This window comes from Arthrobacter sp. NicSoilC5 (assembly GCF_019977395.1).
GTDB lineage: Bacteria > Actinomycetota > Actinomycetes > Actinomycetales > Micrococcaceae > Arthrobacter.
On sequence record NZ_AP024660.1, the window covers coordinates 2,630,293 to 2,656,714 of the forward strand.

The 26,422-nt window shown below is 66.3% G+C and carries 21 protein-coding genes and 1 tRNA gene; 14 read left to right on the plus strand and 8 right to left on the minus strand.

Going from position 1 to position 26,422, the window contains the following annotated elements; all coding sequences use genetic code 11:
* The first annotated feature begins 4 nt into the window (after positions 1–4).
* Positions 5–1,186 carry a cation:proton antiporter gene (locus tag LDO22_RS12380; RefSeq protein ID WP_224023502.1) on the plus strand — a complete coding sequence of 394 codons (1,182 nt, stop codon included), beginning with the start codon at positions 5–7 and terminating at the stop codon, positions 1,184–1,186.
* A 53-nt stretch (positions 1,187–1,239) separates the two neighbouring features.
* Here the strand turns inward: LDO22_RS12380 and dcd are convergent, their stop codons facing one another.
* Positions 1,240–1,815: a dCTP deaminase gene (gene dcd, locus LDO22_RS12385; protein WP_159630142.1), complete on the minus strand. Its 576-nt coding sequence runs from the start codon at positions 1,813–1,815 to the stop codon at positions 1,240–1,242.
* Positions 1,816–1,957: 142 nt separating this feature from the next.
* Here dcd and LDO22_RS12390 point away from each other — a divergent pair, with 142 nt between their 5' ends.
* Positions 1,958–3,667: a CAP domain-containing protein gene (locus LDO22_RS12390; protein WP_224023504.1), complete on the plus strand. Its 1,710-nt coding sequence runs from the start codon at positions 1,958–1,960 to the stop codon at positions 3,665–3,667.
* A gap of 12 nt (positions 3,668–3,679) precedes the next feature.
* Here the strand turns inward: LDO22_RS12390 and LDO22_RS12395 are convergent, their stop codons facing one another.
* Positions 3,680–4,141 carry an SRPBCC family protein gene (locus LDO22_RS12395; protein ID WP_224027232.1) on the minus strand — a complete coding sequence of 154 codons (462 nt, stop codon included), beginning with the start codon at positions 4,139–4,141 and terminating at the stop codon, positions 3,680–3,682.
* 239 nt (positions 4,142–4,380) lie between these two features.
* On the opposite strand from LDO22_RS12395, the gene LDO22_RS12400 reads away from it, so the two are divergent.
* Positions 4,381–4,454 (plus strand) — tRNA-Gly (locus LDO22_RS12400).
* Between the two features lie 92 nt (positions 4,455–4,546).
* On the plus strand, positions 4,547–4,687 hold the full coding sequence (locus LDO22_RS12405) for a hypothetical protein (protein WP_201302376.1): 141 nt from the start codon (positions 4,547–4,549) through the stop codon (positions 4,685–4,687).
* Between the two features lie 99 nt (positions 4,688–4,786).
* Here the strand turns inward: LDO22_RS12405 and LDO22_RS12410 are convergent, their stop codons facing one another.
* Positions 4,787–6,166: an MFS transporter gene (locus tag LDO22_RS12410; protein ID WP_224023506.1), complete on the minus strand. Its 1,380-nt coding sequence runs from the start codon at positions 6,164–6,166 to the stop codon at positions 4,787–4,789.
* A gap of 141 nt (positions 6,167–6,307) precedes the next feature.
* Here LDO22_RS12410 and LDO22_RS12415 point away from each other — a divergent pair, with 141 nt between their 5' ends.
* Both LDO22_RS12415 and LDO22_RS12420 read left to right on the plus strand, forming a co-directional pair.
* Positions 6,308–7,162 carry a LysR substrate-binding domain-containing protein gene (locus LDO22_RS12415; RefSeq protein ID WP_224023508.1) on the plus strand — a complete coding sequence of 285 codons (855 nt, stop codon included), beginning with the start codon at positions 6,308–6,310 and terminating at the stop codon, positions 7,160–7,162.
* Between the two features lie 168 nt (positions 7,163–7,330).
* Entirely contained in the window at positions 7,331–7,645 is a 315-nt protein-coding gene (locus tag LDO22_RS12420; RefSeq protein WP_159630136.1) for a hypothetical protein, read from the plus strand.
* 76 nt (positions 7,646–7,721) lie between these two features.
* On the opposite strand, the gene LDO22_RS12425 is transcribed toward LDO22_RS12420, so the two are convergent.
* Together LDO22_RS12425 and LDO22_RS12430 are read right to left on the minus strand one after the other, a co-directional pair.
* Positions 7,722–11,228 carry a bifunctional proline dehydrogenase/L-glutamate gamma-semialdehyde dehydrogenase gene (locus LDO22_RS12425; RefSeq protein ID WP_224023510.1) on the minus strand — a complete coding sequence of 1,169 codons (3,507 nt, stop codon included), beginning with the start codon at positions 11,226–11,228 and terminating at the stop codon, positions 7,722–7,724.
* A 356-nt stretch (positions 11,229–11,584) separates the two neighbouring features.
* Positions 11,585–13,048, minus strand: coding sequence for an amino acid permease (locus LDO22_RS12430; RefSeq protein ID WP_159630131.1), 1,464 nt, complete (start codon positions 13,046–13,048; stop codon positions 11,585–11,587).
* 155 nt (positions 13,049–13,203) lie between these two features.
* Here LDO22_RS12430 and LDO22_RS12435 point away from each other — a divergent pair, with 155 nt between their 5' ends.
* The 5 genes from LDO22_RS12435 to LDO22_RS12455 all read left to right on the plus strand — a co-directional run bounded on the left by LDO22_RS12435 (position 13,204) and on the right by LDO22_RS12455 (position 17,977).
* A complete protein-coding gene (locus LDO22_RS12435; protein WP_159630129.1) occupies positions 13,204–14,118 on the plus strand; it encodes a LysR substrate-binding domain-containing protein in 915 nt (304 codons plus the stop codon).
* A 156-nt stretch (positions 14,119–14,274) separates the two neighbouring features.
* Complete coding sequence (panD, locus tag LDO22_RS12440; protein ID WP_201302375.1) at positions 14,275–14,700, plus strand: aspartate 1-decarboxylase; 426 nt, start codon at positions 14,275–14,277, stop codon at positions 14,698–14,700.
* Between the two features lie 51 nt (positions 14,701–14,751).
* Entirely contained in the window at positions 14,752–15,678 is a 927-nt protein-coding gene (locus LDO22_RS12445; protein WP_224023512.1) for an AEC family transporter, read from the plus strand.
* Positions 15,679–15,716: 38 nt separating this feature from the next.
* On the plus strand, positions 15,717–16,850 hold the full coding sequence (locus tag LDO22_RS12450) for an FAD-dependent oxidoreductase (protein WP_224023514.1): 1,134 nt from the start codon (positions 15,717–15,719) through the stop codon (positions 16,848–16,850).
* Between the two features lie 26 nt (positions 16,851–16,876).
* Positions 16,877–17,977, plus strand: coding sequence for a D-TA family PLP-dependent enzyme (locus LDO22_RS12455; RefSeq protein ID WP_224023516.1), 1,101 nt, complete (start codon positions 16,877–16,879; stop codon positions 17,975–17,977).
* 23 nt (positions 17,978–18,000) lie between these two features.
* Here LDO22_RS12455 and LDO22_RS12460 read toward each other — a convergent pair whose 3' ends face one another.
* The 3 genes from LDO22_RS12460 to LDO22_RS12470 all read right to left on the minus strand — a co-directional run bounded on the left by LDO22_RS12460 (position 18,001) and on the right by LDO22_RS12470 (position 23,403).
* The gene (locus tag LDO22_RS12460; protein ID WP_224023518.1) at positions 18,001–19,506 is read right to left on the minus strand and encodes an MFS transporter; all 1,506 of its coding nucleotides are present in this window, start codon (positions 19,504–19,506) and stop codon (positions 18,001–18,003) included.
* A gap of 66 nt (positions 19,507–19,572) precedes the next feature.
* Entirely contained in the window at positions 19,573–22,203 is a 2,631-nt protein-coding gene (locus LDO22_RS12465) for a trehalase-like domain-containing protein (protein ID WP_224023520.1), read from the minus strand.
* 207 nt (positions 22,204–22,410) lie between these two features.
* Complete coding sequence (locus LDO22_RS12470) at positions 22,411–23,403, minus strand: LLM class flavin-dependent oxidoreductase (protein ID WP_224023523.1); 993 nt, start codon at positions 23,401–23,403, stop codon at positions 22,411–22,413.
* A gap of 139 nt (positions 23,404–23,542) precedes the next feature.
* On the opposite strand from LDO22_RS12470, the gene LDO22_RS12475 reads away from it, so the two are divergent.
* From LDO22_RS12475 to LDO22_RS12485, 3 genes are all read left to right on the plus strand, one after another.
* The gene (locus LDO22_RS12475; protein WP_224023524.1) at positions 23,543–24,415 is read left to right on the plus strand and encodes an aldo/keto reductase; all 873 of its coding nucleotides are present in this window, start codon (positions 23,543–23,545) and stop codon (positions 24,413–24,415) included.
* 46 nt (positions 24,416–24,461) lie between these two features.
* Positions 24,462–25,160, plus strand: coding sequence for a type 1 glutamine amidotransferase domain-containing protein (locus LDO22_RS12480; RefSeq protein WP_224023526.1), 699 nt, complete (start codon positions 24,462–24,464; stop codon positions 25,158–25,160).
* Positions 25,161–25,405: 245 nt separating this feature from the next.
* Entirely contained in the window at positions 25,406–26,383 is a 978-nt protein-coding gene (locus LDO22_RS12485; RefSeq protein ID WP_224023527.1) for an ABC transporter substrate-binding protein, read from the plus strand.
* Positions 26,384–26,422 lie beyond the last annotated feature (39 nt).

Genomic DNA, 26,422 nt, shown 5'->3' on the forward strand with positions numbered 1-26,422 from the left:
TCCCATGGACCCGTTGGCCCAGACCCTCGTTGAACTGGGGGCCGTTGTGTTCTGCCTCGGCCTCCTGGCCAGGCTGGCCGGACGCATCGGCATGTCCCCCATCCCCTTCTACCTGCTGGGCGGGCTGGCGTTTGGTGCCGGCGGCATCATCAAGCTTGAAGGCATGCACGAGTTCGCACATCTCTCCGGGGAGATCGGCGTCATCCTCCTGCTGCTTATGCTCGGGCTGGAATATACGGCCGCAGAGCTCTTCACCGGCCTGCGCCGCTCCTGGCAGGCCGGCGTCCTCGACCTCGTCCTGAACTTCCTGCCCGGTGCCGCGCTTGCCCTGCTCCTGGGGTGGGGTGGTGTGGGGGCCATGGTCATGGGCGGCGTCACCTACATTTCCTCGTCAGGCATCGCCGCCAAGGTCATCACGGACCTCGGCCGGCTGGGCAACCGGGAAACCCCCGTGGTGCTGTCCATCCTGGTCTTCGAGGACCTGGCCATGGCCGTGTACCTGCCCATCCTCACGGCCACGCTGGCGGGCGTGAGTTTCCTCGGCGGCCTCACCACGGTGGGGATCGCCCTGGCCGTGGTCAGCGTGGTCCTCATGGTGGCCCTGCGGCACGGGCACCATGTCTCCAAGGCAGTGCACAGCGAGAACTCCGAGGTCTTCCTGCTGAATGTCCTCGGAGCAGCCCTGCTGGTGGCGGGCGCAGCGTCCGCCATGCAGGTTTCCGCCGCGGTGGGTGCCTTCATGCTGGGGATCGCCATCTCGGGTTCCACCGCCCACAACGCCACCCGCATCCTCGAACCGCTCCGGGACCTGTTCGCCGCCATCTTCTTCGTGGCGTTCGGGCTCAACACGGACCCTTCATCCATCCCGCCGGTCCTGGGGTGGGCCCTGGTCCTGGCCGTCGCCACCGCGGCAACCAAGATGCTGACCGGGATCTGGGCGGCCAAGCAGGCCGGGATTGCCCGGCCCGGGCGCTTCCGCGCCGGCGCTGCCTTGGTGGCCCGCGGCGAATTTTCCATCGTGATTGCGGGGCTGGCTGTCGCTTCGGGAGCGGTCCCGCATCAGCTCGCTGCCCTCGCCACCGCCTACGTGCTGCTGATGGCGGTGATGGGGCCGCTGGCCGCGCGCTACGTGGAACCGCTGGCCAAGCCGTTCATCCGGAGGCCGGTGGTCGCACCGCAGCTCTAGCGTTCCTGCGGCCCGGCTGGTGGCCGACGGCCGGCGGCCGGCTACAGGTGGTGCTAGATACTGGTGCGGTGGAAATTCAGGTGGCTGCGGCTGGCGGTGGGACCGCGCTGGCCCTGGTACCGGTTGCCGTACTCCCCCTGGCCGTACGGGAACTCCGCGGCCGAGCTCAGCCGGAAGAAGCAGAGCTGGCCGATCTTCATGCCCGGCCACAGCTTGATGGGCAGGGTGGCCATGTTGGACAGTTCGAGAGTGACGTGGCCGGAAAAACCGGGGTCGATGAAGCCTGCGGTGGAGTGCGTCAGCAGGCCAAGGCGGCCCAGGGATGACTTGCCTTCCAGCCGGGCCGCAATGTCATCGGGCAGCGTCACGGTCTCGTAGGTCGACCCCAGGACGAACTCGCCCGGGTGCAGGATAAAGGCCTCGTCCTGCTCCACTTCCACCAGCCGGGTCAGCTCGGGCTGCTCCTGCGCGGGATCGATGTGCGCGTACTTGTGGTTGTCGAACAACCTGAAGAATTTGTCGATCCGGACATCCACGGACGACGGCTGGACCATCGCCGGATCGAACGGTTCCAGCACGATCCGCTGGGAATCAATTTCGGCACGAATGTCGCGGTCAGAGATCAGCACCGTCCCAAATTACCGTATCGGTTATCCACACCAGCACTTTCCCGTTGTTGCTGTGGCCTCGTGGGGCTAATGTTGCGAATGAAAGCCGCCGGAATGGTCTCCCGGATGGCATAACAGAGCTGGGGATGTTGTGAATAAATTAGTGGCACCGTCTTTTCTTGGCGTGCTCTGTGCGTTGGCGCTGGTCTCGTCGTCCGCGTCCGCACCTCCCGTGCCCGTGCCCCTTCACCAGGCGGGAGCAGCGAGCATCTCACTTGCAGCGCCCCTGGTGCGCGGCGCCGGCATGACCAGTAAGGACGACGGCTCCGCCGGCAGCCTCACCCCTGCCGTCGACCCGGATATCCGGGCTGCCTCGCCCGTGCCGGAGGCCACCCCTGCACCCGCCCCCACGTCCACGCCCGCGGCAGCTCCTTCCACAGTGGCGGTCCAGCCCGCAACGGAAACGGCACCACCACCGGCCCCGGCTTCACCATCCACCGAAGCCGCACCCCAGACCGTTTCCATCCCGCCGCTCTGGGCACCGGACCAGGAACTGGCATCGCCGTCCACCCCACCCGCGGCTGCCGACCCTGCCGCCACACGTACGTCAACGCAAGCCCTGGTCCCGGACAGCAACTCCTCCGCCATCCTTACCCTCTTCACCAAGATCAACGAGTACCGCGTGGCCAACGGCCTGAACAAGGTGAAGTACCACCCCACCGTGGCCGGGTTGTCGCAGGAGTGGTCGGACAACATTGCCACCCGTGAGGTCATCGAGCACCGGGCCAGTTTCTGGACCGACCCCCGCGCGATGAGCCCCAACAACGGCGCCGGTGAGATCATCGCCATCCGCACCGACCGGGACGCAGCCCAGCTCGTGGAATGGTGGAAGGGATCACCCGGCCACAACGCCATGCTCCTGGACCCGCGCTTCAACGTGATGGGCGCAGGGGTCTCCTACACCAACTCCACCTACCAGATCTGGGGTGTGGTGAACTTCTTCGGCTACACCACACTGCCGGCGGGCACCCTCGATTCACCCGGCGGTGCTTCATCGGGAGGATCGCTCCCGGCACCGCCGCCAAGTCTTTGCGACGCACCCGTCAAGCACATGCCGCCCACCCTCAACCTCGCCGCTGCGGCAATCACCGGTCCGGCCGACCTCGTGTCTGTCGACTCCGCGGGACAGCTGCTGGACCGCGCCTCCACCGGGCCCCGCACCTACGCCGCGGCCAGGGTAATCGGCGCAGGCTTTAGCGGAGCCAAGGAAGTCTTCGTCACCGACTGGGACCGCGATGGCACTTTCGACGTCCTGACCCAGTGGGCCAGTGGCAACCTGACCCTGCACCGGGGCATCGCGAGTGGTGGGTTCCAGGCGCCCATCACCCTTGGCGTCGGCGGTTGGGACACCTTGACCCTGGCGGTGGGAGGCTGGTGCGTCCACAACCGGATGCCGCAGATCCTGGCCTTGGACGGTGCCGGAAACCTGTACCTTTACGGCAACAAGGGCACCGGTGATATTGCTGAGCGCGTCACGGTTGCCACGGGTGTCTACGCATCCAGGCTGTCCATGGTGGACTACGACGGCGACGGCTTCCAGGACATCTTGGGGCTGGGGGCCGACGGCACCGTGCAGCTCTACCGCGGACTGGGCAGCACCGCGCTCCGCGCAGAAACGCGGGCCACCGTCGCCACCGGCTGGACGGACGTCTCGGGAATCCGGGCGCTGCTGAACGTCACCGGACTGAACTCCAGGGGTGTTGCGATCCGCCGGGCCAACGACACCGTGCAGTACTGGGACCTGGGCTCCGGAAGCCTCGCATCGCCGTCGACCATTGCCGGCCCATGGGCCGGGCAGCGGCTGGCGCAGTGATCCGGAACTGATTCAGAGGGCCGGCTGGAGCTCCAGCACGTTTTTCAGCCGGTCCAGCTGGGCCACGTCGGAACTGACCCGGCGCTGGAGCATCCCGTTAAAGAAGGTCCACCTGCTGAGGAATCCGAACCGTCCCTCGCGTTTGGCTTCCACGGCAAACCGGACCCTGGTGCCGGCGTCTTCGCTGCTGAGGTAATAGCCGCCCCAGCGGGTCGCAGGGCCGAACACCACGTGGAACTGGATTTCAGCTCCGGGCCGCACATTGGTGATCTCCAGCTCCGCGGGGATGCTCAGCCCGGAGCGTCCCGCGACCATCTTCCGGTACACGGCGCCCTTGGCTTCGGCCGGGCCCTGTACCAGCTTCACGCTGCGGACGTCGCTGCGCCAGGCGGGAAGATTGGTGGCATCAAGGAGGTACTGGTACACGGCCATGGCGTCGCGTTCTATGAGGACCTCGTGCTCTGCGATTGCCATGAAGAAATTCCTGTGGTTGACGTCGGCTGCCGCAATAGCTGCCTCCCCCAAAGCGGCCGCTACCCGGATCAGGTTAGCCACCGCCCGGCACCCTGACCTAGCCGGCACCGCCGACGTTATTGAAGAGTTACTGGATGACGTCCGCGGTTGCAGGACACGCAGCGGCCGCCGGCCCGGGTTGGCGGGGAGCCCGCAGATCTGCGCTAAGCTAAGTTCTGCCCCGCGCGAGCGGCGGCACTGCGGCTGTAGCTCAATGGTAGAGCGCTAGCTTCCCAAGCTTGATACGCGGGTTCGATTCCCGTCAGCCGCTCCAATTTCCCCGCCCGCTACAAGCGCTCCGAAGCATCCCCCAAGGTGTATGGTCTGCAGTAAGGAACCTTTTGCGGTTCCGCTACAGGAGCAATCATGGCTGATAAGTCACCGCGTCAAACGGCATCAAAGAAGTCCGGAAAGTCCATCAAGGAAAAGCGCGCAGACAAGAGGGCCGCATCCGCCCCTGCCGGCTCCCTGGACGTCACGCCCACCAAAGCGGCGAAGAAGAAGTAGACCAGCACCAACCTGCTGGGCCAAAGCACAAGACCCCGTCATCGACACAGATGGCGGGGTCTTGTTTTGCGCCCGGGAGGAGCCCAGCGGGCACGCTTCCTAGGCTCTTGCCTGCCTGCTGACGATTCTCAACGGCAGGTGGTCCTTCATGTCCATCCTGACCGTCAGGCCACCTTTCCGTGCCAGGATGGCGGCCACGGTCAGTGCCGCCAGTGCCGGGACACCCCCGGATACCAGCAGGGCCACATGCGGATCGGCGTGTTCGGCGATCCACCCCAGCATGGGCCCGCCCAGCGCCTGGCCGCCGATGAGCACCATGATGTACAGGCTCATCACCCGGCCGCGGATCCCCATGTTGGAGCTGACCTGCACCAGCTGGTTGGACCCGGTGAGGAACATGAGGCACCAGAAGCCGGACAGCACCATGACCACCCCAAACCAGACCATGGAGGGGGCGAGGACGGCCAGGCAGAGCATCAGGCCATACATTCCGGCGCAGAACACCACTGACCGCAGCCGCAGTTGCCGGCGGCGGGTGGACGCCACGGCGCCGGACAACGCGCCCAGTGCCACCAGCGCGTTCAGGAGCCCGTAGCCGCCGGCGCCTACCTTGAATACGTGGTCCGCGAAGGCGGCCAGGAGCACCGGCAGGCTCATGGCAAAAACAGAGATGAAGCCGGCCATCAGCCACGGCCAATAGATGGTGGGCTTGCTCAAGGCATAGCGGAGCCCCTCCCGGAGCATTCCCTTGGTCTTGGGGGTGGGAGCGTTGACGTACAGCTGGTCTTTCCGGAGGATCAGCAGCATCACCACCGTGGAGCAGCAGGCAACGGCGTTGGCCGCGAAAGCCCAGCCGGCACCGACCGCCGTCAGGAGCAGGCCGGCAATGGCGGGACCGATCAGGCCGCCCAACTGGAACGTCGTGGAGTTCACGCTGATGGCGTTCCGCAGGTACCGGGGACCAACCAGCTCATTAACGAACACCTGGCGTGCGGGCTGGTCAAGGACCGTCACCAGGCCCAGGACCAGGGCGATGGCGTAGACGTGCCACACCATGATGACGCCGGTGAGGGCAAGCGTGGCCAGCGTTGCAGCCAGGACCGCAGCCATGCTTTGGCACAGGATGAGGATCTTCCGCTTGGCGAATCTGTCGGCGATCATGCCGCCCCAGGGACCCAGCAGCAGGGACGGCAGGAACTGCAGCGCCACGGTCACGCCGACGGCCGTCACGGAGCCGGAGAGCTGGAGTACCAGCCAGTCCTGCGCAATCCGCTGCATCCAGATGGCAATGACCGCGATGAAGTGGCCGGCGGCGAAGATCCGGAAGTTGGGCACCTTCAGCGAGATGAAGGTGTGCTTCCAAGGGAGCCGCTCCGCCACGACGGGCAGCGGCTGGGTCTGGTTGTCCGGCGGCGCTGAACCCGCTGCGTCGATGACTGGTTGGGAGACGGAAGCCGACGAAGGCGGAGGCGGTGCCACAGGAATGTCCTCAAAATTGCGGGCGGTCTGGGATGTCCTTAACGCTAGGCTGGCCGAGCAGATTATGGAGGGGTATGGTCCCTATAACTCGTATTGCAAAACGCAATAAGCAACCCAGCCGGAAGGACACCGGAGCCCCTCATGTTCGAACCAGCACAGTTGCGCTCCTTCCTGGCGGTGGCGGACACCCTGAGCTTCACCAAGGCCGCTGAACGCCTGGGGCTGGCCCAGCCCACCATCAGCCAGCACATCCGCAAACTGGAGGCAGCCGCCAAGCGCACCCTGATCACCAGGGACACCCGCGACGTCAGGCTCACGGACAACGGCGATGCGATGGCCGGTTTCGCACGGAGCATCCTGTCCGCGCACGACGCCGCTGCCCGCTATTTCTCGGGGTCGGCCATGCGCGGACGGCTGCGGTTCGGCACCGCTGACGACCTCGCCATCACCGGGCTCCCCCGGATCCTGCGCGAGTTCCGGCAGATCTATCCGCAGATCAACCTCGAACTCACGGTGGGCCAAAGCGACCAGCTGTACCGAAAGCTCAACGCCGGCCAACTGGACCTGGTCTTCGTGAAATGGGTGGCCGGGGCCAAAGACGGCACCGTGGTCCAGCACGACTCGTTTTCCTGGGTGGGCCTGGAACAGACGGTGATGGAACCGGGAACCCCCGTGCCCCTGATCGCCTATCCGGCCCCCAGCCTCAGCCGAAAGTTGGCCATCGATGCGCTGGAGGCCAACGGCAGGACGTGGCGGATCACCTGCACCACCCGGCAGATCAGCGGTGTCCTGGCCGCGGTCAGGGCGGGCATCGGGGTTGCCGTCATGCCCACGTCGCTGGTGCCCGAAGACCTGAAGATCATCACCCGGCGCTTCGACCTTCCCGCCGTGGGGGACGTGGACTTCACCCTGATCCGCAATCCGCTGGCCAATGCTGAGGTGATCGACGCCCTCACCCAGTCGATTGTCGGCAGGACCATTAACCGCCAAACTTAACTCTCCTGCGGCCCAATTTCCAGCATTTCGGCGAGTTAGGGGGGCCGTGTCCATTGATAGGGGAAGTGGCTTCCCCTATGCTGGTTTTCCAAGGTCAAGCAGCAGGCCAGTTCACCGAAACAAGCGCGTATCCGCATGCCGGAAACCACCGCTTGGGACAGGCAGCCAATGACGACAGCCAGGAACATCCACCCAGGTTCTGCGCATGCACGCCCGTACTCCAACGCACGGCCGTCCACCCGCCAGAACACCCTCGGAACCGGACACGCCTCCGTTGACTCCGGATACGTGGGGAAACCCACCTGCGACAAATGCCGTACGGACGAGTTCGTCTATCTCGAGTCGTACATTCCGCCCACCTACCGGCGTGACGGAACGGTGGCCACCCTTGGCGAGGTGGCCTACACCTGCACCCGCTGCGAAGATTTCTCCGCCCACAGCGTCCCGGCCACCTGGACGCCGCCGGGCTGGTACCTGGGCTAGCGGACATACAAAAAGGTCCGGCGGTTGGGCTTGTGAGAACAAACCCAACCGCCGGACTATTTTGTGCCCGCAGGCGCTAGATCAGGGCATCCGACAGATGGTTCGGGGTGCCGAACCGGTGGGCGGTGATGCTGACGGCCTGCTCGTGCAGGAAGGGCAGCAGCTCCACGCGGCCGGCCTCCGTGACGGGGTGGGCGTAGATGGCCAGGTCGGGCCTGCCGCCGGTGGCTTCGGCCAGCGCCGAGGCGTCGCCCCCGATCAGGCGGATGCGGGCGCCGGACAGCTTGCCCGCGGCGGCGAGGTGTCCGGCGGAAACCAGCCAGCCGGCGTCGGACTCCACCGTCACGTCGATGTCCTGTGCGGTGAGCACGGAGCGCAGCTGGGCGGGAAGTTCGACGGCGGTGGACAGCGTGACGGCCGAACCCGCCAGCACACCGGCCGCCACAGTCCGGACCAGGTGCGCCAGCGGCGCACCTTCGGAAAGGCGGATGGTGACCGGCAGGCTGCGGTAGCGGAAGATGTTCCGCTCGGCGCCCAGCCCGGAGACGTCCTTGGCGGTGCCGAACTCTTCAGCCCATGCTTCGGCGTCGGATGCCAGGGCCCGCTGGACGGACTCGAGTTCCGCCGGCGCAAGGGCGGGGCCTGCTGCGTTGAGGATGCGGCGGACGGCCGCGTTGGCTACCGGAGCCGTGGCGGATGCCTCCGCGGGGAGCCAGTCGCCGAGGCCGGCCAGGTAGTTGGGTCCACCGGCCTTGGTGCCGGCGCCGACCGCCGACTTCTTCCAGCCGCCAAAGGGCTGGCGCTGGACGATGGCGCCGGTGATGCCGCGGTTGATGTAGAGGTTGCCGGCCTGGATGGTGTCCAGCCAGATGCCCAGTTCCTCGGAGTTGAGGGAGTGCAGGCCTGCCGTGAGTCCGTATTCAATCTGGTTCTGGATGGCGATGGCTTCTTCCAGGGTGTCAGCGGTCATCACGCCCAGGACCGGGCCGAAGAACTCGGTCAGGTGGAAGTAGGAGCCGCCCTTGACCCCGTAGCGCACGCCCGGGCTCCACAGCCGGCCGGTCTCGTCCAGCTTCGCGGGTTCAACGGCCCAGCTCTCGCCCTCCCCCAGCGTGGTGAGGGCGTTGAGGAGCTTGCCGTTGGCGGGTTCGATGATGGGACCCATCTGGCTGGTGGGATCCTGCGGGTAGCCCACCTTCAGGGAGGTGACGGCGTCAATCAGCTGGTTGTGGAACCGCTTGGACGTGGCCACGGAGCCCACCAGGATCACCAGCGAGGCAGCGGAGCACTTCTGGCCGGCGTGGCCGAACGCGGAGTAGGCCACGTCCTTGGCAGCGAGGTCCAGGTCGGCGCTGGGGGTGACGATGATGGCGTTCTTGCCGCTGGTTTCGGCCAGCAGCGGCAGGTCCTTGCGGAAGGACCGGAACAGCTCGGCGGTTTCGTAGCCGCCGGTGAGAATCACGCGGTCCACGGCAGGGTGGCTGATGAGCTGGGTGCCGAGTTCCCGCTCCCCCAGCTGGACCATGGTCAGGACACCCTTGGGCACGCCGGCCTCCCACAGGGCCTCCACCATGACGGCACCGCTGCGGGCGGCCTGCTTGGCGGGCTTGATGACGACGGCGGAGCCGGCGGCAAGTGCCGCAAGCGTGGACCCTGCCGGGATGGCGACCGGGAAGTTCCAGGGCGGGGTGACAACGGTGAGCTTGGCTGGGACGAATGTGGCGCCGTCGACCGTGTCCAGCTTGCGCGCCGATTCGGCGTAGTAGTGGGCGAAGTCCACGGCCTCGCTGACCTCGGGGTCGCCCTGGTCGATGGTCTTGCCGGTCTCGCTGGCCATGACCTCGAGCAGATCGGCGCGGCGGGCTTCCAGGATCTCACCGGCGCGGTGCAGGATGTCTGCGCGCTCGTTGCCGGAAAGTTCGCCCCAGGCCTTGCCCTTCTCCACGGCGTTGGCAATGGCCGAGTTGAGGGTGTCCTCGTCATTAATGAAGGCAGCCTTCACCGATGCGTCGCCCAGCGTGGAGGACGGGACGCGTTCAAGGATGCCCCGGCCCCAGGTGCGGTTGGCCGGCAGTGCGGGATCGGTGTCCGGGGTGTTCCGGAACCCGGTGTGCGGCATGGCCTCCGGGGGAAGGTTCCGGTCCTGCCGGCGGTTGGGCAGCGGGACGGTGTTGTCCAAGGCCTCCAGCGAGGAGAGGAAACGCTGCTTCTCGCGCTCGAACAGTCCTTCGTTTTCGCTGAGCTCGAAGACCGCCGACATGAAGTTTTCCTGGCTGGCGCCCTCTTCCAGGCGGCGGATCAGGTAGGCGATGGCGACGTCGAACTCGGACGGGTGCACCACCGGCGTGTAGAGCAGCAGCGAGCCGACGTCCTTCTTGACGGCCTCGGCCTGGCCCTGCGCCATGCCCAGCAGCATCTCGAATTCGATGCCGGACTCCACACCGCGCTGCTTGGCCAGGAGCCAGGCGAAGGCAATGTCGAACAGGTTGTGGCCGGCCACGCCGATCCGGATGTTCTTGATCCGTTCGGGGTGCAGCGCGTAGTTGATGACGCTCTTGTAGCTGGTGTCGGAGTCCTGCTTGGATCCCCAGGTGGCCAGCGGCCAGTCGTGCAGCGAGGCTTCCACCTGCTCCATGGGCAGGTTGGCGCCCTTGACCACGCGGACCTTGATGCCGGCGCCGCCGTTGGCGCGGCGCTCTGCGGCCCAGTCCTGCAGCCGGATCATGGCAGACAGCGCATCCGGAAGGTAGGCCTGGAGCACGATGCCGGCCTCGAGGTCCTGGAACTCAGGCTTGTCCAGGATCCGGGTGAAGACCGCGATGGTCATGTCCAGGTCCTTGTATTCCTCCATGTCCAGGTTGATGAACTTGTTCTTCTGCCCGCTGGCGGAATAGGAAGCGGCACGCTGGAAGAGCGGCGTGAGCTTTTCGACGACGTGTTCCACGGCTTCATCGAAGGCCCAGGCGGAGTGCGGGGCCACGGTGGAGGAGACCTTGATGGAAACGTAGTCGACGTCGGGGCGGGCCAGCAGCGTGTGCGTGCCTTCGAGGCGGCGGGATGCCTCGTGCTCGCCGAGGACTGCCTCGCCCAGGAGGTTGACGTTGAGCTTAATGCCGTCCTTCTTGATCTTGGCGATGGCCGGGCCCAGCTTGGCGTCGGTGGCATCAACGATCAGGTGGCCCACCATTTCGCGCAGGACCTTGCGGGCCACGGGGATGACCACCTGCGGCAGGACGGGGGCCACGGTGCCGCCCAGTGCCACGGCGCTGCGCATGTACCAGGGCAGGAAGGCAGGAACCTTGGGGGCCAGTTTCGCGAGGTTGCGGGCGGCGACGTTGAGGTCCTCGGGACGGACCACGCCGTCCACGAAGCCCACCGTAAAGTCCAGGCCGTTGGGGTCCTTGAGGACGCCGGCCAACTGCTCCGCGGAGGCGTCCACCGGAACCTTGGCGGCCTCGGTGAGCCAGCGCCGGACCAGGGCGACCGCTTCATCGGCGAGGGCCTTGGCCTGGGGGACGTCGACGTCGACGGTCTGCGGGGTGGCCGCCTTGGCGACTGCCGGTTCCATTGCAACGTGGGTCATTGTTTTTCCCGATCTTTCTGGTGTTCTGGGAGGTCTTTCCACCAGTATGAGCTTCAACTCACATAAGATAAAGCGATCTTTTCCAACCAGTACAGGTTAGGAAAACCAATGTTTTACCCACCGCCAACGCCCCATCACCTTCCGCCCCAAACCACCAACGCCCCATCACCTTCCGCCCCCAAACCGCCAACGCCCCATCACCTCCCGCCCCCAAACCGCCAACGCCCCATCACCTCCCGTCGAAAGCAACGAACCCTCCCCCACGGAATGTGGGGGAGGGTTCGGCTGGACGCCGCATTATCTGATGGGGCGCTGGGGGAAAGCGGTCAGAAGGTGATGGCGCGTCCGGGGAGAGGTCAGGTGAGCGGGCGGTGCAGCTCTGCGAGTTCCTCGTGGCGTGGGCTGTTGGGGTTCATCAGCGAGTGCTTGCGGCCGTAGCCGAAGTAGATGACCAGACCGATGATCAGCCACACCACGAACCGCAGCCAGGTTTCCCAGTGCAGCTGCAGCATCAGGAAGGCGGAGGCCAGGACACCGAAGGCCGGGATCACGGGCATCAGGGGCAGGCGGAACGTACGGGGAGCATCAGGGCGCTTGTAACGGAAGATGATCACGGACAGGCACACGACGACGAACGCGGCCAGGATGCCGATGTTGGTGAGGTCCGCGACTGCCTTGATGGGGAAGACGCCGGCCAGGAAGGCGGAGGCGATGCCGCCGATCCAGGTGACGCGCTGCGGGGTGCCGTGCCGGTCGGTCTTGGCGAACCAGCCCGGGAGCAGGCCGTCACGGCTCATGGAGAACCAGACGCGGGTGACGCCGAGCAGGAAGGTGAGCATCACGGTAAGGATGGAGAGGACCGCGAACACCGAAATGATGGTGGCGATGACGGGCAGGCCCACCGAAGTGAAGGCGGAGGCGAACCCGGCCTTGGGGTCGATGTCCTTGTAGTTCTGCATGCCGGTGAGGACCAGGGTGGCGGCAACATAGAGGAGCATGGCGATGATGAGCGAGAGGACGATGGCCTTGGGCATGTGCTTCTTGCCGTCCTTGGCTTCCTCGGCCGCGGTACTCATGGCGTCGTAGCCGAACACTGCGAAGAACACGGTGGCGGAGCCGGCCACAACGGGTCCGAAGCCGCTGGGCATGAACGGGTTGTAGTTGTTGGTGTCGATGTAGAAGACGCCCAGCCCGATGATGAACAGGATCAGGACCACCTTGATGGCCACAGCGACGAGTTCGAACCTGCCGAAGGCCTTGGTGCCGCGGGACAGGATCCAGGTCACCAGGAGGCAGACCAGGATGGCGGGGACATTGATGATGCCACCCTTGCCTTCGTCAAAGGTGGAGGTCATCCAGGCCGGCAGATGGATGCCGATGCCGGCCAGGAAGGCGTCCAGGTAGCCGGAGATGCCGATGGCCACCACTGCCACGATGGCGATGTATTCCAGCAGCAGGTCCCAGCCGATGAACCAGCCGATCACCTCGCCAAGGGCCACGTAGCCGTAGGTGTAGGCGGAGCCTGCCCGCGGGATCATGCCGGCGAACTCCGCGTAGGAGAGGGCGGCGGCCGCGGAGGCGAGGCCTGCAATCAGGAAGGAGATCAGCACCGCGGGCCCCACTCCCGGGTTGCCTTCACTGCCGGCGGCTACCAGTCCCGCGAGGGAGAAGATGCCGACGCCGATAATTCCGCCTACGCCAATGGCGGTGAGCTGCCACAGCCCGAGGGACTTGAACAGTCCGCTGTGCTTGCTCTCTTCTTCGATGTCATCGATGGGCTTTCGCCGCATGATCGATTGGCTCAAATCTTTGCTGCTCATCAGGAACTCCTGGTTGGGGTGCGACCCCGCCGCGGCACGCCAAGAAACCTGGCTGTGACGGGGGTAACTCGGTTTCAACAGTATGCGTGCGCAATTGCGTTAGATAAAGTGGCTACTTCTAACCTATATTCGTTAGTTTCAGTTAGGAATCCATCATGCTTGACGTGCGCAGGCTGCGGCTGCTCCGCGAATTAAGCATCCGTGGGACGCTGGCGGAGGTGGCCGAGGCGCTTCAGTACAGCCCGTCGTCGGTATCGCAGCAGCTGGCCCTCCTGGAGAAGGAAGTGGGCGTCGAGCTGCTCCGGAAAACGGGCCGGCGCGTACAGCTGACGCCCCAGGCGGAAGTGCTGGTGGCGCACACCGCGCAGCTGCTGGAAACCATGGAGCAGGCTGAGGCGGACCTGGCCGCATCCCTGACTACCGTGACCGGCACCGTAAGGATCGCGGTGTTCCAGTCCGCGGCGCTCGCCCTGATGCCGGACACCCTGACGCGCATGGCCGCAAAGTACCCCGAGGTCCGGATCGAGATGATCCAGCGGGAGCCGGAGACGGCACTGCACGAAACCTGGGCCCGGGACTTCGACCTGGTGATCGCCGAGCAGTATCCGGGACATGCGGCCCCGCGCTACCCCGAACTGGACAAGGTGAAGCTGACCACCGACGCCATCCGGCTGGCCGTTCCCCCCGCGTCCGGCGGCGGACCCGCGATCCGCACCCTGGAGGACACGGCAGACCTGGCCTGGGTCATGGAACCGCGCGGGGCCGCATCGCGGCACTGGGCAGAACAGGCATGCCGCAGCGCAGGCTTCGAGCCCGATGTCCGGTTCGAAACCGCCGACCTGCAGGCCCAGGCCCGCCTGATCGAGTCCGGCAACGCCGTGGCCCTGATGCCGGACCTGGTGTGGACCGGCCGCGGCACCACCGCCCAGCTGCTGGAGCTGCCGGGCAAGCCGCACCGCACCATCTTCACCTCGGTGCGCCGCTCCAGCACGCAGCGCCCGGCCATCCTGGCAGCGAGGGAGACCCTGGCTGCGGCTGCCGCGGCAGTGGCAACGGACGACGCCGGGTGACCGGCCGCCGTCGTCCGTGTCCTTCCGTGCGCAGCCAGGCCGTCCGTCGCTGCGCAGGTGCGTCCCCTGCGCAGTGAGCACCCGTGTCACCGCGCAGGTCCGTATGTTTCGTGCGTCACTGCGGGTAAAGGGCCGCAGGTCTAGACTGGAGCCGTTATGAATCGAACAATGTTCAAGTCCAAGATCCACCGGGCCACCGTCACACACGCCGACCTGCACTACGTCGGCTCGGTCACCGTTGACCTCGACCTGCTCGAGGCCGCCGACATCCTGCCGGGCGAGCTGGTGTCCATTGTGGACGTCACCAACGGCGCGCGGCTTGAAACCTATACGATCGCCGGCGAGCGCGGTTCCGGCGTTATCGGCATCAACGGTGCAGCGGCGCACCTCATGCACGAGAACGACATCGTCATCCTCATTACCTACGCGGAAATGACCACGGAAGAGGCCAGGGCCTACGAGCCCAAGGTGGTCCACGTGGACCGGGACAACCGGATCATCCAGCTGGGCAACGACCCCGCCGAGGGCCTCACCCCCGGCATGATGCGCCCCCCTTTCGCGCTTAACAACGCCACCCTGTAACCGGAGCGTGCGTCCCGGTCCCTGCCTCCGCCGTGCCCGAACGGCTGATCCTTGCTAGGGGTGCTGGCAGGGTTCTTCGTGGTCTGGTGCATCATCCTGGTGGGATGGTTCGTGGGCCGGCAGCGGATCCTCGGCGATAACGCCCGCCCCGTCCTGAGCGGCCTGACGTTCTTCGTCGCCAGCCCGGCACTCCTCTTTGAAACCCTCAGCAAGGCCCGGCTGCAGGAAGTCTTCGCCGAGCCGCTGCTGGTCACGGCGGTGGCGGCGATCACCACCGCCGCCATCTTCTTCGCCCTGGCCAGGTTCTGGCTCAAGCGGGCGCTCCCGGAATCGCTGATGTCCGCGATGTCCGCTTCCCTTGCGAACTCGGCGAACCTGGGTATTCCCATCGCGGTATATGTCTTGGGCGATGCCAGCTATGTGGCGCCGCTGCTGATTTTCCAGCTGGCCTTCTTCACCCCGATGTTCCTGATGATTTTGGACTCGAGCACCAGCACGCACCGCACCACGCCTCTGGGCTTCTTCCTGATGATCCTGCGCAACCCCATGATCGTGGGCTCCGGCCTGGGGCTGCTGGTGGCCGGCACCGGCTTCCAGGTCCCGGCGCTGGTCATGGAGCCGATCCACCTGATTGGCGGGGCCGCGATCCCGGCCATGCTGATCGCGTTCGGGATGAGCCTGAACGGCACCCGGCCCCTGCAGGCCTCGTCCGGCCGCCGGGTGGACACCCTGTTGGCAAGTGGCTTCAAGCTCGTTGTCCAGCCGGCCCTGGCTTATGTTTTTGCCCGCTTCGTGCTTGGGATGGACGGCCATGCGCTGTTTGCCGTGGTGGTGACGTCCTCCCTGCCCACGGCGCAGAATGTGTTTGTGGCTGCCAGCCGCTACCAGACCGGGCTGACCGTCGCCAAGGACACCGTGCTGATCACCACCGTGGTGGCAGTGCCCGCCATGATCGGCGTGGCACTGCTCCTGGCGTGAGCACTGGCCACGAGTCGTAACTGCAGCTTGGAGGGCTGATGAATACTGTGCTCGATACCGTCGTGATCGGCGGTGGCGCCATGGGCTCGGCCGCCGCGTGGGCACTGTCCCGCCGCGGCCGGCAGGTGACGCTGGTGGAGCAGTTCGGCCCCGGGCACAGGATCGGCGCGTCCCACGGCGCCACCCGGAACCTCAACCCGGGCTACCACCAGCCCGACTACGTGGCCATGCTGGCAGAGGGGCTGGCCCTGTGGGACGAGTTGGAGCAGGACAGCGGCGTGCAGCTGCTGGCGCGCACCGGCGTCGTAACCCACGGTCCTGGCGGCGACCTCCCGAAAGTTGCCGCAGCCCTCACCGAGGCCGGCATCAGCGCCGAGTTCCTGGACCCTGCCGAGGCCGGCGAACGCTGGCGCGGCATCCGGTTCGACCAGCAGGTCCTGCACATGCCCGACGGCGGCCAGCTCAACCCGGAGGCGGCGCTGCCCGCCTTCCAGCGGCTGGCCTCCGCCCGCGGCGCCGAGATCAGGCACCACACCACGGTGGTGGACTTCGAGGTGTTCGACGACGGCGTGCGGCTGGTGCTGGAATCGGCTGCGGGCACGGAGGTGGTCACCGCAGCCCAGGCCGTGGTGACGGCGGGCGGCTGGACGGAGAAGCTGCTGGCCAAGGTGGCGGGCACGGCTGGCGCAGCGTTGCGGATCCCGAAGCTCAGGGTGACCCAGGAGCAGCCGGCGCATTTCCGCGTGGCGGACCCCGGCGCGGTGTGGCCCGGCTTCAACCACTACCCGGGCCCGGACTACCAGGGCTGGTACTCCCCCGTGTACGGGATGCAGACCCCCGGCGAGGGCATCAAGGCCGGCTGGCACGGGGTGGGCCAAGTGGTGGACCCGGACCAGCGGGATTTCCTGCCGGAGCCGAAACAGCTCGCCGCCCTGCAGGACTACGCACGGCAGTGGCTGCCCGGCGTGGACCCGGATTCGTTCGAGGCCATCAGCTGCACGTACACCACCACCCCGGACGAGGACTTCGTCCTGGACCGGATAGGACCGGTGGTGATCGGCGCGGGCTTCTCCGGCCACGGCTTCAAGTTCACGCCGGTGATCGGGCGCATCCTTGCCGACCTTGCCACCGGAAACCGGCCCGCGCCGTCGATCTTCCGGGCGTCCCGCTAGCTACCTGACCTAGAGAAAGAGAACCAGTGATGACAATCCCAGAAGAAGTCGACACTCCAGAGATCCTGGTCGACCGGGATGTGCTCCAGCGGAACATCGACCGCATGGCCGCTGCCGTCCATGCGAAAGGCTTGAGCCTCCGACCCCACGTGAAAACCCACAAGGTGCCCGAAATCGCGCAACTGCAGCTGGCGGCCGGTGCAGTCGGCATCACTGTCGCGACCCTCGGGGAGGCTGAAGTCTTTGCAGGACACGGAGCGACCGACATCTTCATCGCTTACCCCATCTGGGTCGGTCCTCGTCAAGCCGAACGCCTGCGCCGGCTTGCTGCCACCACAAAGATCTCAGTAGGACTGGATTCACGGGAGGCAGCCCAAGTCATGGGAGCGTCCTTGGGTGACGCAGCCGGCGACTTTGACGTGCTGCTGGAAATCGACAGCGGCCATCACCGCAGCGGAATCGCCCCGGGTGCGGTCGTTGACGTGGCACACGCCGCGGCACGCGCCGGTCTGAGGGTCAGCGGCGTCTTCACCTTCCCGGGCCACAGCTACGCCCCCGGGATGCCCCTGAAAGCAGCCGAAGAAGAACAGTTGGCCCTCAGGCAGGCCTCGGACCTGCTCACACAGGCAGGATTTGAAATCCTGCATCGCAGCGGCGGTTCAACTCCCACCGCCACTCTCACCGGTGATTCCGCAGCCACCGAGGTCCGGCCTGGAGTTTATGTCCTCAATGACGCCCAGCAACTGGAACTGGAACGATGCGCCCCTGAAGACATCGCCCTGACCGTCGCCGCAACAGTGGTAAGCCGGCATGAGGGCGACGACGTCATACCGCGAAGGATCGTCCTAGACTCCGGCAGCAAAATCCTGGGCGGCGACCGACCTGCGTGGGCCACCGGCTTTGGACGGCTGCTCGACTATCCCGAAGCACGCATCACCGCGCTCTCGGAACATCACGCGACCGTGGTCTGGCCAGCAGATGCAGGGCTCCCGCCTCTCGGAGAGCGGTTACGGGTGATACCGAACCACGTATGCGTGGCGGTGAATCTCGTTGACGACGTCACTGTCGTCGCCAGCGGCAAAATCGTGGACCGTTGGCGCGTAGCCGCACGCGGAAAGAACAAATAGCGGGGAAGAAAACACATTCGCCCTCAGGACTTGCCTGTAGGAACATCTCCGCCGGCGGCAGCCTGGCTGGAGCTGCCTTCCGCCTGGGTGGGTACGGGCTCCGCATCGGAATTGCCGCTGTCTTCGGCCTTGACCGCAGGCATGGACAGCACCGCGGCCACCGTGAGCAGGCCGGCCACGAGCGCGGCCAGGAACACGGCACCGGACGCGCTGATGACCGTGGCGGGATCGGCGTCACCGCCGCTGCTGCCGCCGTAGATGGAGTTGGCCACGGCACCAAACACGGCCACGCCCAGGGCACTGCCGATGGACCGGGCGAACATGTTGGTGCTGGTCACCACGCCGCGCTCATGCCAGGGAACGCTGGACTGGGCGGAGATCAGCGTGGGGGTGGCCAGCAGGCCCAGGCCGAGGCCGACGACGAAGCAGCTGACCGCGATCAGCGCCACGTTGGGCGTGGAGGCCGTCAGCGACAGAATCAGTAGCCCCGTCACTGCGATGGCAATGCCGATCAGGGCGGTGGACTTGAATCCGATCCGCAGGTAGAACTTCCCGGCCTGTGACGCGCTGAGCGGCCAGCCGAGGGTGAGTGCTGCCAGCGCCAGGCCGGCGACCAGCGGCGAGGAGGACAACGCGCCCTCCAGGAAGGTGGGAACGTAGGAGGTCAGTCCGATCATCATCGCGCCAACGCCGAAGGACACCAGCGCGGTGGTGGCCAGCAGGCGGCGCGACACCACCCAGGCCGGAAGGATGGGCTCCGCTGCCCGCCGCTCCACCAGGAGGAACGCAACCAGCAGCACTGCTCCGACAACAAAGACGCCAATGCTGATGGAGGAGTTCCATGCCCACGCCTGGCCGCCCTGCAGGGCTCCGAGGATGAGCAGGCCCAGGGATCCGGCCAGGAGGACGGCGCCGGCGTAATCCACCTTATGGGTGGCCCGTTCCACGTTTTCGTGAAGAGTGCGGATCAGCATCCAGCCGGCCAGCAGGCAGAGCGGCACGTTGACAAGGAAGATGCCGCGCCAGATGCCCAGGGCGGAGAAGATCCCGCCCAGGCTGGGACCCACCACGGAGGAGACGGCCCAGACGCTGGCCAGGTAGCCCTGGACCTTGGCACGCTCCTGCAGGGTATAGATGTCCCCGGCAATGGTGACGGACACCGGCAGCACCGCGCCGGCGCCGAGTCCCTGCAGGGCCCGGAACGCGATCAGCGAGGGCATGCTCCATGCCACCCCGCAGAGGACCGAGCCCAGCAGGAACAGGCCGATGCCGGTGAGGATGATCGGCTTGCGCCCTGCCATGTCGGAGAGCTTGCCGTAGATGGGAACAGACACCGCCTGCGCCAGCAGGTACGCGGAGAAGAGCCAGGGGAAGGAAGCGAAGCCGCCCACGTCGCGGACGATCGACGGAACCGCGGTGGCCACGATGGTGGAATCGATGGCCACAAGTCCAGTGGAAAGCATTAAAGCGATGAGAATTGGGCCCCGCTCGGAACGGAACCCCACTCCCTGGGCGCGCGCGGTCATCATCAGTCTCGTTTCAGTCTTTTTCGGGTCCCTGTTACCTCCACTCTAGGTACCCACGACGGACACCGCCTACCGCCTGTCCTGGTGCCGGTCCAGGAGCCGCGCGCAGCGGATGAATCCCAAGTGTGAGTAGGCCTGCGGGTGGTTTCCCAAATGGGTCTCCGTGCCGGGGTCGTATTCCTCCGGGAGCAGCCCCGTGGGGCCGAAAAGGTTCACCAGCTGGTCGAACAGGTCCCAGGCCTCATCAATGCGGCCCACGGCCACGTAGGCCTCGATCAGCCACGTGGTGCAGATATGGAACCCACCCTCCAGGCCCGGCAGGCCGTCGTCGTACCGGTACCGGAAGACGGTGGGACCTACCCGCAGCTCGCGTTCAACGGCGGTGACGGTGTCCAGGAAGCGCCGGTCCGAGACATCCAGCAGGCCCGAGAGCCCGATGTGCAGGACGGCGGCATCCAGGTCCGGGCTGTCGTACGCCACGGTGTAGGACTTTGCGGTATCGTCCCAGCCCTCGCGCAGCACCTCCTCCCGAATGGTTTCCGCCGTCGGCGCCCAGGAAGGATCAGGTTCGCGGCCATGCCGTGCCGCGGTGCGCAGTGCCCGGTCAAGGGTCACCCAGCACATCACCTTCGAATAGACGTGATGGCGCGCCGCCCGCCGGGCCTCCCAAATGCCGTGGTCCGGTTCGTGCCAGCGGGCCAGGACTGCGGAGGCCATCTGGACCATCAACTCCCAGCTGTCATCGGCGAGGACGCCCTCCCGTTCGCTCAGGTTATGGATCAGTTCGGCAACGGGCCCAAAAACGTCAAGCTGGACCTGGTGGTCGGCTGCGTTCCCGATCCTCACGGGACGGGAACCCGCATATCCGGGAAGGCTGTCGACGACGGCTTCCGTAGAGAGCGGGGCGCCAGTCACCGAATACAGGGGGTGCAGCCATTCGGGACCGGGAGCGTGTTCGAGGATCCGGCCCAACCAGGCAAGGAAGCCAGCCGCCTCCGAGGTGGAGCCAAGGTCCACCAGTGCGTTGACCGTCATGGAGCCGTCGCGAAGCCAGCAGTACCGGTAGTCCCAGTTCCTGGTGCCGCCGATTCCCTCGGGCAGGGAGGTGGTGGGGGCGGCGAGGACGGCGCCGGTTGGTTCATGCACGAGGGCGCGGAGCACCAGGGCCGAGCGCCTCACCAGGGAAGGTTTCACGGAGGGCAGGACGAGTTGCTGGACCCACTGGCGGGCGTGCAGGGCCACTTCGGCCCGCCGGTCCCTCTCCCCTTCAGGATCCGCAGGCTGGGGTTCCGTGTCGCCGCAGCGGAGGTTGAGCACCACCGGGCCGTCCTGCAGGTTGACCGACGCCGTGGCCGTCGCGTGGCGTCCGTCGGACGTGATGCTGAACGCGACGCCCGGCGCGAACAGGATGATGGGTTCGGACGTGCCCACCACATGCAGTTCGCCGCCGCGGGCCTCCATGCTGAACGGGGCATTGGCGTAATCCGGCCGCGGAGCGAAAGTGATCCTGGCAGCGCCGTGGCCTGTCAGCACCCGGACCAGGCTGGTAATTCCGTCCGGCGCGGGTTCCAGGTAGTCGGTGACCGTGACGTCAGCCCAGCGGGTTTCAACAATCATGGTGCTGTCCACGTACCGCTGGCCCAGCACCTGGGAGACCTTGACCGGCTCCACGGAGAAGTGGCCGGCGGCATCCCCGCCCAGGATATGTGCGAACAGTGAACCCGAGTCCGGGAGTGGGTGGCTCATCCAGCAGATCTTCGCGTCCGGGGTCAGCAGGGCGGTGGACGAGCCGTTGCCAATCATGGTGTGCCGTTCGAGCCCCACAGCATCCTCACCGAACAGCCAGGCGCGCCGCAGTTCGAAGAGGAGGGCAAGTACCCTGGCGAAGGCTTCCGGGTCGCGGAGTCGATGCGCGGCCGAGGTCTCCCCTGGCCCTACCCGGAGTCCCAGGTCAGGTCCGCGCAGGGTGGCGATGGCCAGTTCGTCGCTGTAAGCGTCCCCTGCGAACAGGGCTGCGCTGGCGCCGAGCCGGGACCGGAGGATTTCCAGCGCCTCGGCTTTGGCCGGCTCCAGGACGGACAGGTCAAGCACGGAACCGTCCACGATGAAGAACAGCCCGTGGATCCTTGCGATCTCCCGCGCAGTTTCGGTCACCGCATCCACGACGTGCGCCGGCGCGTGCCGGGTATGCACGGAAACGGCGACTGGTTTGCGTTCGATCCAGATGCCTTCCTGGAAGCCCACGGACTCGTTGAGCTCGGCGTTCACCTTTTGCAGGACCGATTCGGTGGCCAGGGTCTGGCCGTGGGCAAAGCCCATGTCCGCTTCGGCCCCGTGGGACCCGATCAGGTGCACCTCGGCCGGCAGCCGCGAAACCGCCGCCAGGTCACGGAGCGAGCGTCCCGAAATGATGGCGGCGTGCGTATTGGGCAGGGCCGCCAAAGCACGCAGGGCTATGGCGGCATTGCCCAGCGGGAGGGTCTCGGTGGAGATGCCCTCGGCGTCGCACAGCGTACCCCCGTAGTTGCAGGCAACCAGCAGCCCCGGGACACGCGCCAACACTTTGAGCTCGGCCAGCAGCGCTGGGGTCAGCCCGCTGTCCGCGGCGTCCGACTGGATGAAGGCGCGCAGCATGTCCAGCGGAAGGGACCGGGTGAGCAGAGCGGAATCCGCCACGCTTTGGTTCAACGGCGTCGGCATCCAGATAACCCCTTTGAGGCTGGACCAGTCCGGGACTGCAGCCGCTGGATTGCCTGCGGGCTACCGGTTGGTGCCCCGCTCGTGAATCCCAGCGTTTCCCGAGGGGGCAGTTCCCATGTTCAGCCTCACCGGTTTCCCGCGAAAGTCCCCTGCATTGCGTATGTGTAAAAGTCCGCTGCCGGGGACGCGGTCCGGGCTTTCCGAAGGCTAGACCCGCACCAGCCCGGCGGCCTCCGCCAGCAGTTCGATGGACCGCAGCCGGTCCCGGGTGCCGGGGCTTTGGTGGGCCACGATGAGTTCGTCGGCATCGGCGTGCTTGCCGAAGCTGTCCAGGTAGTCCATGACGACGTCGGGTGTCCCCACGGCGGAGTACGTCATCATCTGTGCCATGTGCCGTCCCTGCGGCGAGTCCAGGATCATGTCCGCCTCATCGTCGGTGAATTCGCGGGTGCCGCCGCCGAAGAACAGTGAGACGCGGGCCCGCTTGGTGGCCTGGAACATGGCCTGCGCTTCGGACGCGGAGTCAGCGGCGATCACGTTGACGCCGGCAATCACGTGCGGCGCATCCAGCTGGGCGGACGGCTTGAACTCGCTCCGGTAAATGGCCACAGCCTCCTGCAAAGCAGCCGGGGCGAAGTGCGAGGCGAAGGCATACGGCAGGCCAAGCTGGGCGGCCAGGCGCGCGCCGAACAGGGACGAGCCCAGGATGTACAGCGGAACGTTGGTGCCCTTGCCGGGGGTGGCCTCCACGCCCTGGATGCGGGTCGGTCCGGTGAGGTAGCCCTGCAGTTCCAGGACGTCCTGCGGGAAGCTGTCCGCGGACATGGGGTCCCGGCGCAGGGCGCGCATGGTGTTCTGGTCGCTGCCCGGGGCACGGCCCAGGCCCAGGTCGATCCGGCCCGGGTGGAGGGTTTCCAGGGTGCCGAACTGTTCGGCGATGGTCAGCGGTGAGTGGTTGGGCAGCATGATGCCGCCGGCGCCCAACCGGATGCTTTCGGTGTGCGCAGCCACATGGGCGATCAGCACGCTGGTGGCGGAGGAGGCAATGGAGGACATGTTGTGGTGCTCGGCGTACCAGACGCGCCGGTAGCCCAGCTTCTCGGCGCTTTGCGCCATGGCCACGCTGCCCGCCAGGCTCTCCGCCGCCGTCTGGCCTTTGCCGATGGTTGCCAGGTCAAGGATGGAGAGGGGAAGAGTCACGTCAGGTGCGGCCTTTCAGGAACGTTTCGTAAGAGTCGCCGGCCGGATCGCGGCGGGCACTTGAGGCATAACCACGGCGGGGCCCGGGTTATTTCGTCTTTCCCGGAATACTCAGCACACTGATGATGTTGCCGCCCCTATGAGCCATGATTCAACGAACCAGCTTGAACTGTCCGCAACGATCGACCTCAAGGACCTGGGAACCGTGCACCGCCTCGGTTTCGGTGCCATGCGCATCGTGGGCGACGGTGTCTGGGGCGAGCCCGCAGACCGCCAGGCGGCCGTGGCCGTGGTGCGCCGCGCCGTCGAACTCGGCGTCGACTTCATCGATACCGCCGATTCCTACGGACCCAACATCAGCGAAGAAATCATCGCCGAGGCCCTGCACCCGTACAAGGAGGGGCTGAAGATCGCCACCAAGGTGGGCTTCACCCGCACCGGGCCCAACAAATGGATCCCCGTCGGCCGTCCCGAATACCTGCGCCAGCAGACCGAGCTGAGCCTGCGCAAGCTGAAGGTGGACACCCTGGACCTGCTGCAGCTGCACCGGATCGATCCCAAGGTGGACGCCGAGGAGCAGTTCGGCGTGCTGCGCGAACTCCAGGACGAAGGAAAGGTCCGCGCCCTGGGCCTGTCCCAGGTCAGCGTCGAGGAGCTGGAGGCGGCCGGAAAGCACTTCACGGTGTCCACGGTCCAGAACCGCTACAACCTGACCGACCGCAGCTCCGAGGACGTACTCCGCTACTCCGAAGATAACGGCATCGGCTTCATCCCCTGGGCTCCGATTTCCGCCGGCGAACTCGCCCAGCCGGGCGGCCCGCTGGATGAGGCGGCCAAGCGCCTGGGCGCCACCACATCCCAGGTGGCCCTGGCCTGGCTGCTGCGCCGCTCCCCCGTGATGATGCCGATCCCCGGCACGGGCTCGGTGCCGCACCTCGAAGAGAACATGGCCGCCGCCGGCATCACGCTCGACGACGCCACGTACGCTGAGCTGGAAGCAGCAGGCAAGTAATAAGCGGCTTCCAGCCACTCACGTCAGCTAAGACAGGAGAAACACCATGGCAAACATTTTGATGGTTGTATCGGCCGCAGATTCCCTCACCATGAAGGACGGCAGCGAACACCCCACCGGCTACTGGGCAGAGGAACTGGTGGTGTCACACCAGACCCTGACCGACGCCGGCAACACGGTCCACATCGCCACCCCCGGCGGCAGGAAGCCCACCGTGGACCAGGTAAGTCTGGCTCCCGAGTCGGCCGGCGGCGAGGAACGCGCCCAGGGCTTCCGGGACTACATCGCGAAGATCGACGGCGAGCTGGCGCACCCGCTGGTCCTCGCCGACGTCGACATTGCCGACTACGACGCCGTGGTGATGCCCGGCGGCCACGGTCCCATGGCAGACCTGTACAAGGACGCCGACCTGGGCCGGCTGCTGGTCGCAGCGAACAAGGACGGCAAGATCATCGCCCCGTTCTGCCACGGTCCGGCGGGGCTGCTGAGCGCCACGGACGACGACGGCGGGTTCACTTTCAAGGGCCGGCGCCTGACGGTCTTCACCAATGAGGAAGAACTGGGCGGCGGAACCGGGGAGAATACGCCGTGGCTGGTGGAGGACGCGCTCAGGGAGAAGGGTGCCGTCGTCGAAAACGGCGCGGCCTGGTCCTCCAACGTGGTGCACGACGGCAACCTCATTACCGGGCAGAACCCGCAGTCCAGCGAGGACGTGGCCAAGGAAGTCCTCGCGGCGCTGTCGTAATTAGCCGGCTCTGACCGCTACGAATCAGAGGAGGGGACCAGTTCGCACTGAACTGGTCCCCTTTTTCCTGTCCTGGCTTCATATGCCCTGAGGGGAATATGACTGCCGCGGTCCTCCGGTTAACTGCGGTTACTTCCTGTATCCCAGGGTGTCGCAGGCCTTTGATTCCGCCTCCGGGGCTGCCGGATAGTTGCTGCAACGCGCACACTCCGCTGCATCTTCCGCCCCCTTTCCCAGGAGGAACCATGGCCATCACCACCAAGCCGGCCGCCGTCGTGGCCCTTACCGTCTCAGCGCTGCTGGGACTGGCTGCCTGCTCCGATCCCGGCGCTTCGGCGGCGACAGCACCGTCGTCGTCCGCCACCAACTCCGCCGGCAAGACCTTCAACCTGTCCCCGGAACAGGACCGCTTCAACGTCGCGGCCGACCCCGCCGCGGCTGCACTGGTGCCGGAGGCCATCAAGGCCGACGGCAAGCTGACCGTGGTGACAACGGGCGGGGCGGCGCCGCTCAGCCTGTTCGCCACGGACAACAAGACCCTGATCGGCAGCGAAGTGGACATCGCGTACGCCGTGGGCGAGTCGCTCGGCCTGCAGGTGGAGGTCCTGCCCGTGGCGTGGGCCGACTGGCCGCTGGGCATCGAATCGTCCAAGTACGAGGCCGTGCTCTCAAACGTCACCGTCACCGAGGCGCGCAAGGAAAAGTTCGACTTCGCCACCTACCGCAACGACCTCCTGGGCTTCTACGCCAAGAGTGATTCGGGCATCGGGGAGATCAAGGAAGCCAAGGACGTGGCCGGCAAGAGGATCATCGTGGGCTCCGGCACCAACCAGGAAGCCATCTTGGTGCGGTGGGACGAGGAGAACCGGAAGAGCGGCCTGGCGCCGGTCCAGTTCCAGTATTACGACGACGACTCGGCCTCGAGCCTGGCCCTTCAGTCAGGCCGTGCGGACCTGACGTTCGGGCCCAACGCGGCCGCCGCGTACAAGGCGGCGCAGGACGGAAAGACGAAGCAGGTGGGCAGGCTGGAGGGCGGCTGGCCGCTGAAGGCCGAGATCGCGTTTACCACCAAGAAGGGCAATGGGCTGGCGGTGGCCGCGCAGGCTGCGCTGAACCACCTGATTGACGACGGCACCTACGCCAGGATCCTGGACCGCTGGGGCCTCTCCTCCGAGGCCATCCAGAAGTCCGAACTGAACCCGGCGGGCCTGCCGAAGAAATAGGCGTCCCGCCGACGAAGGAATCCCCGCCGGGCACGCCAG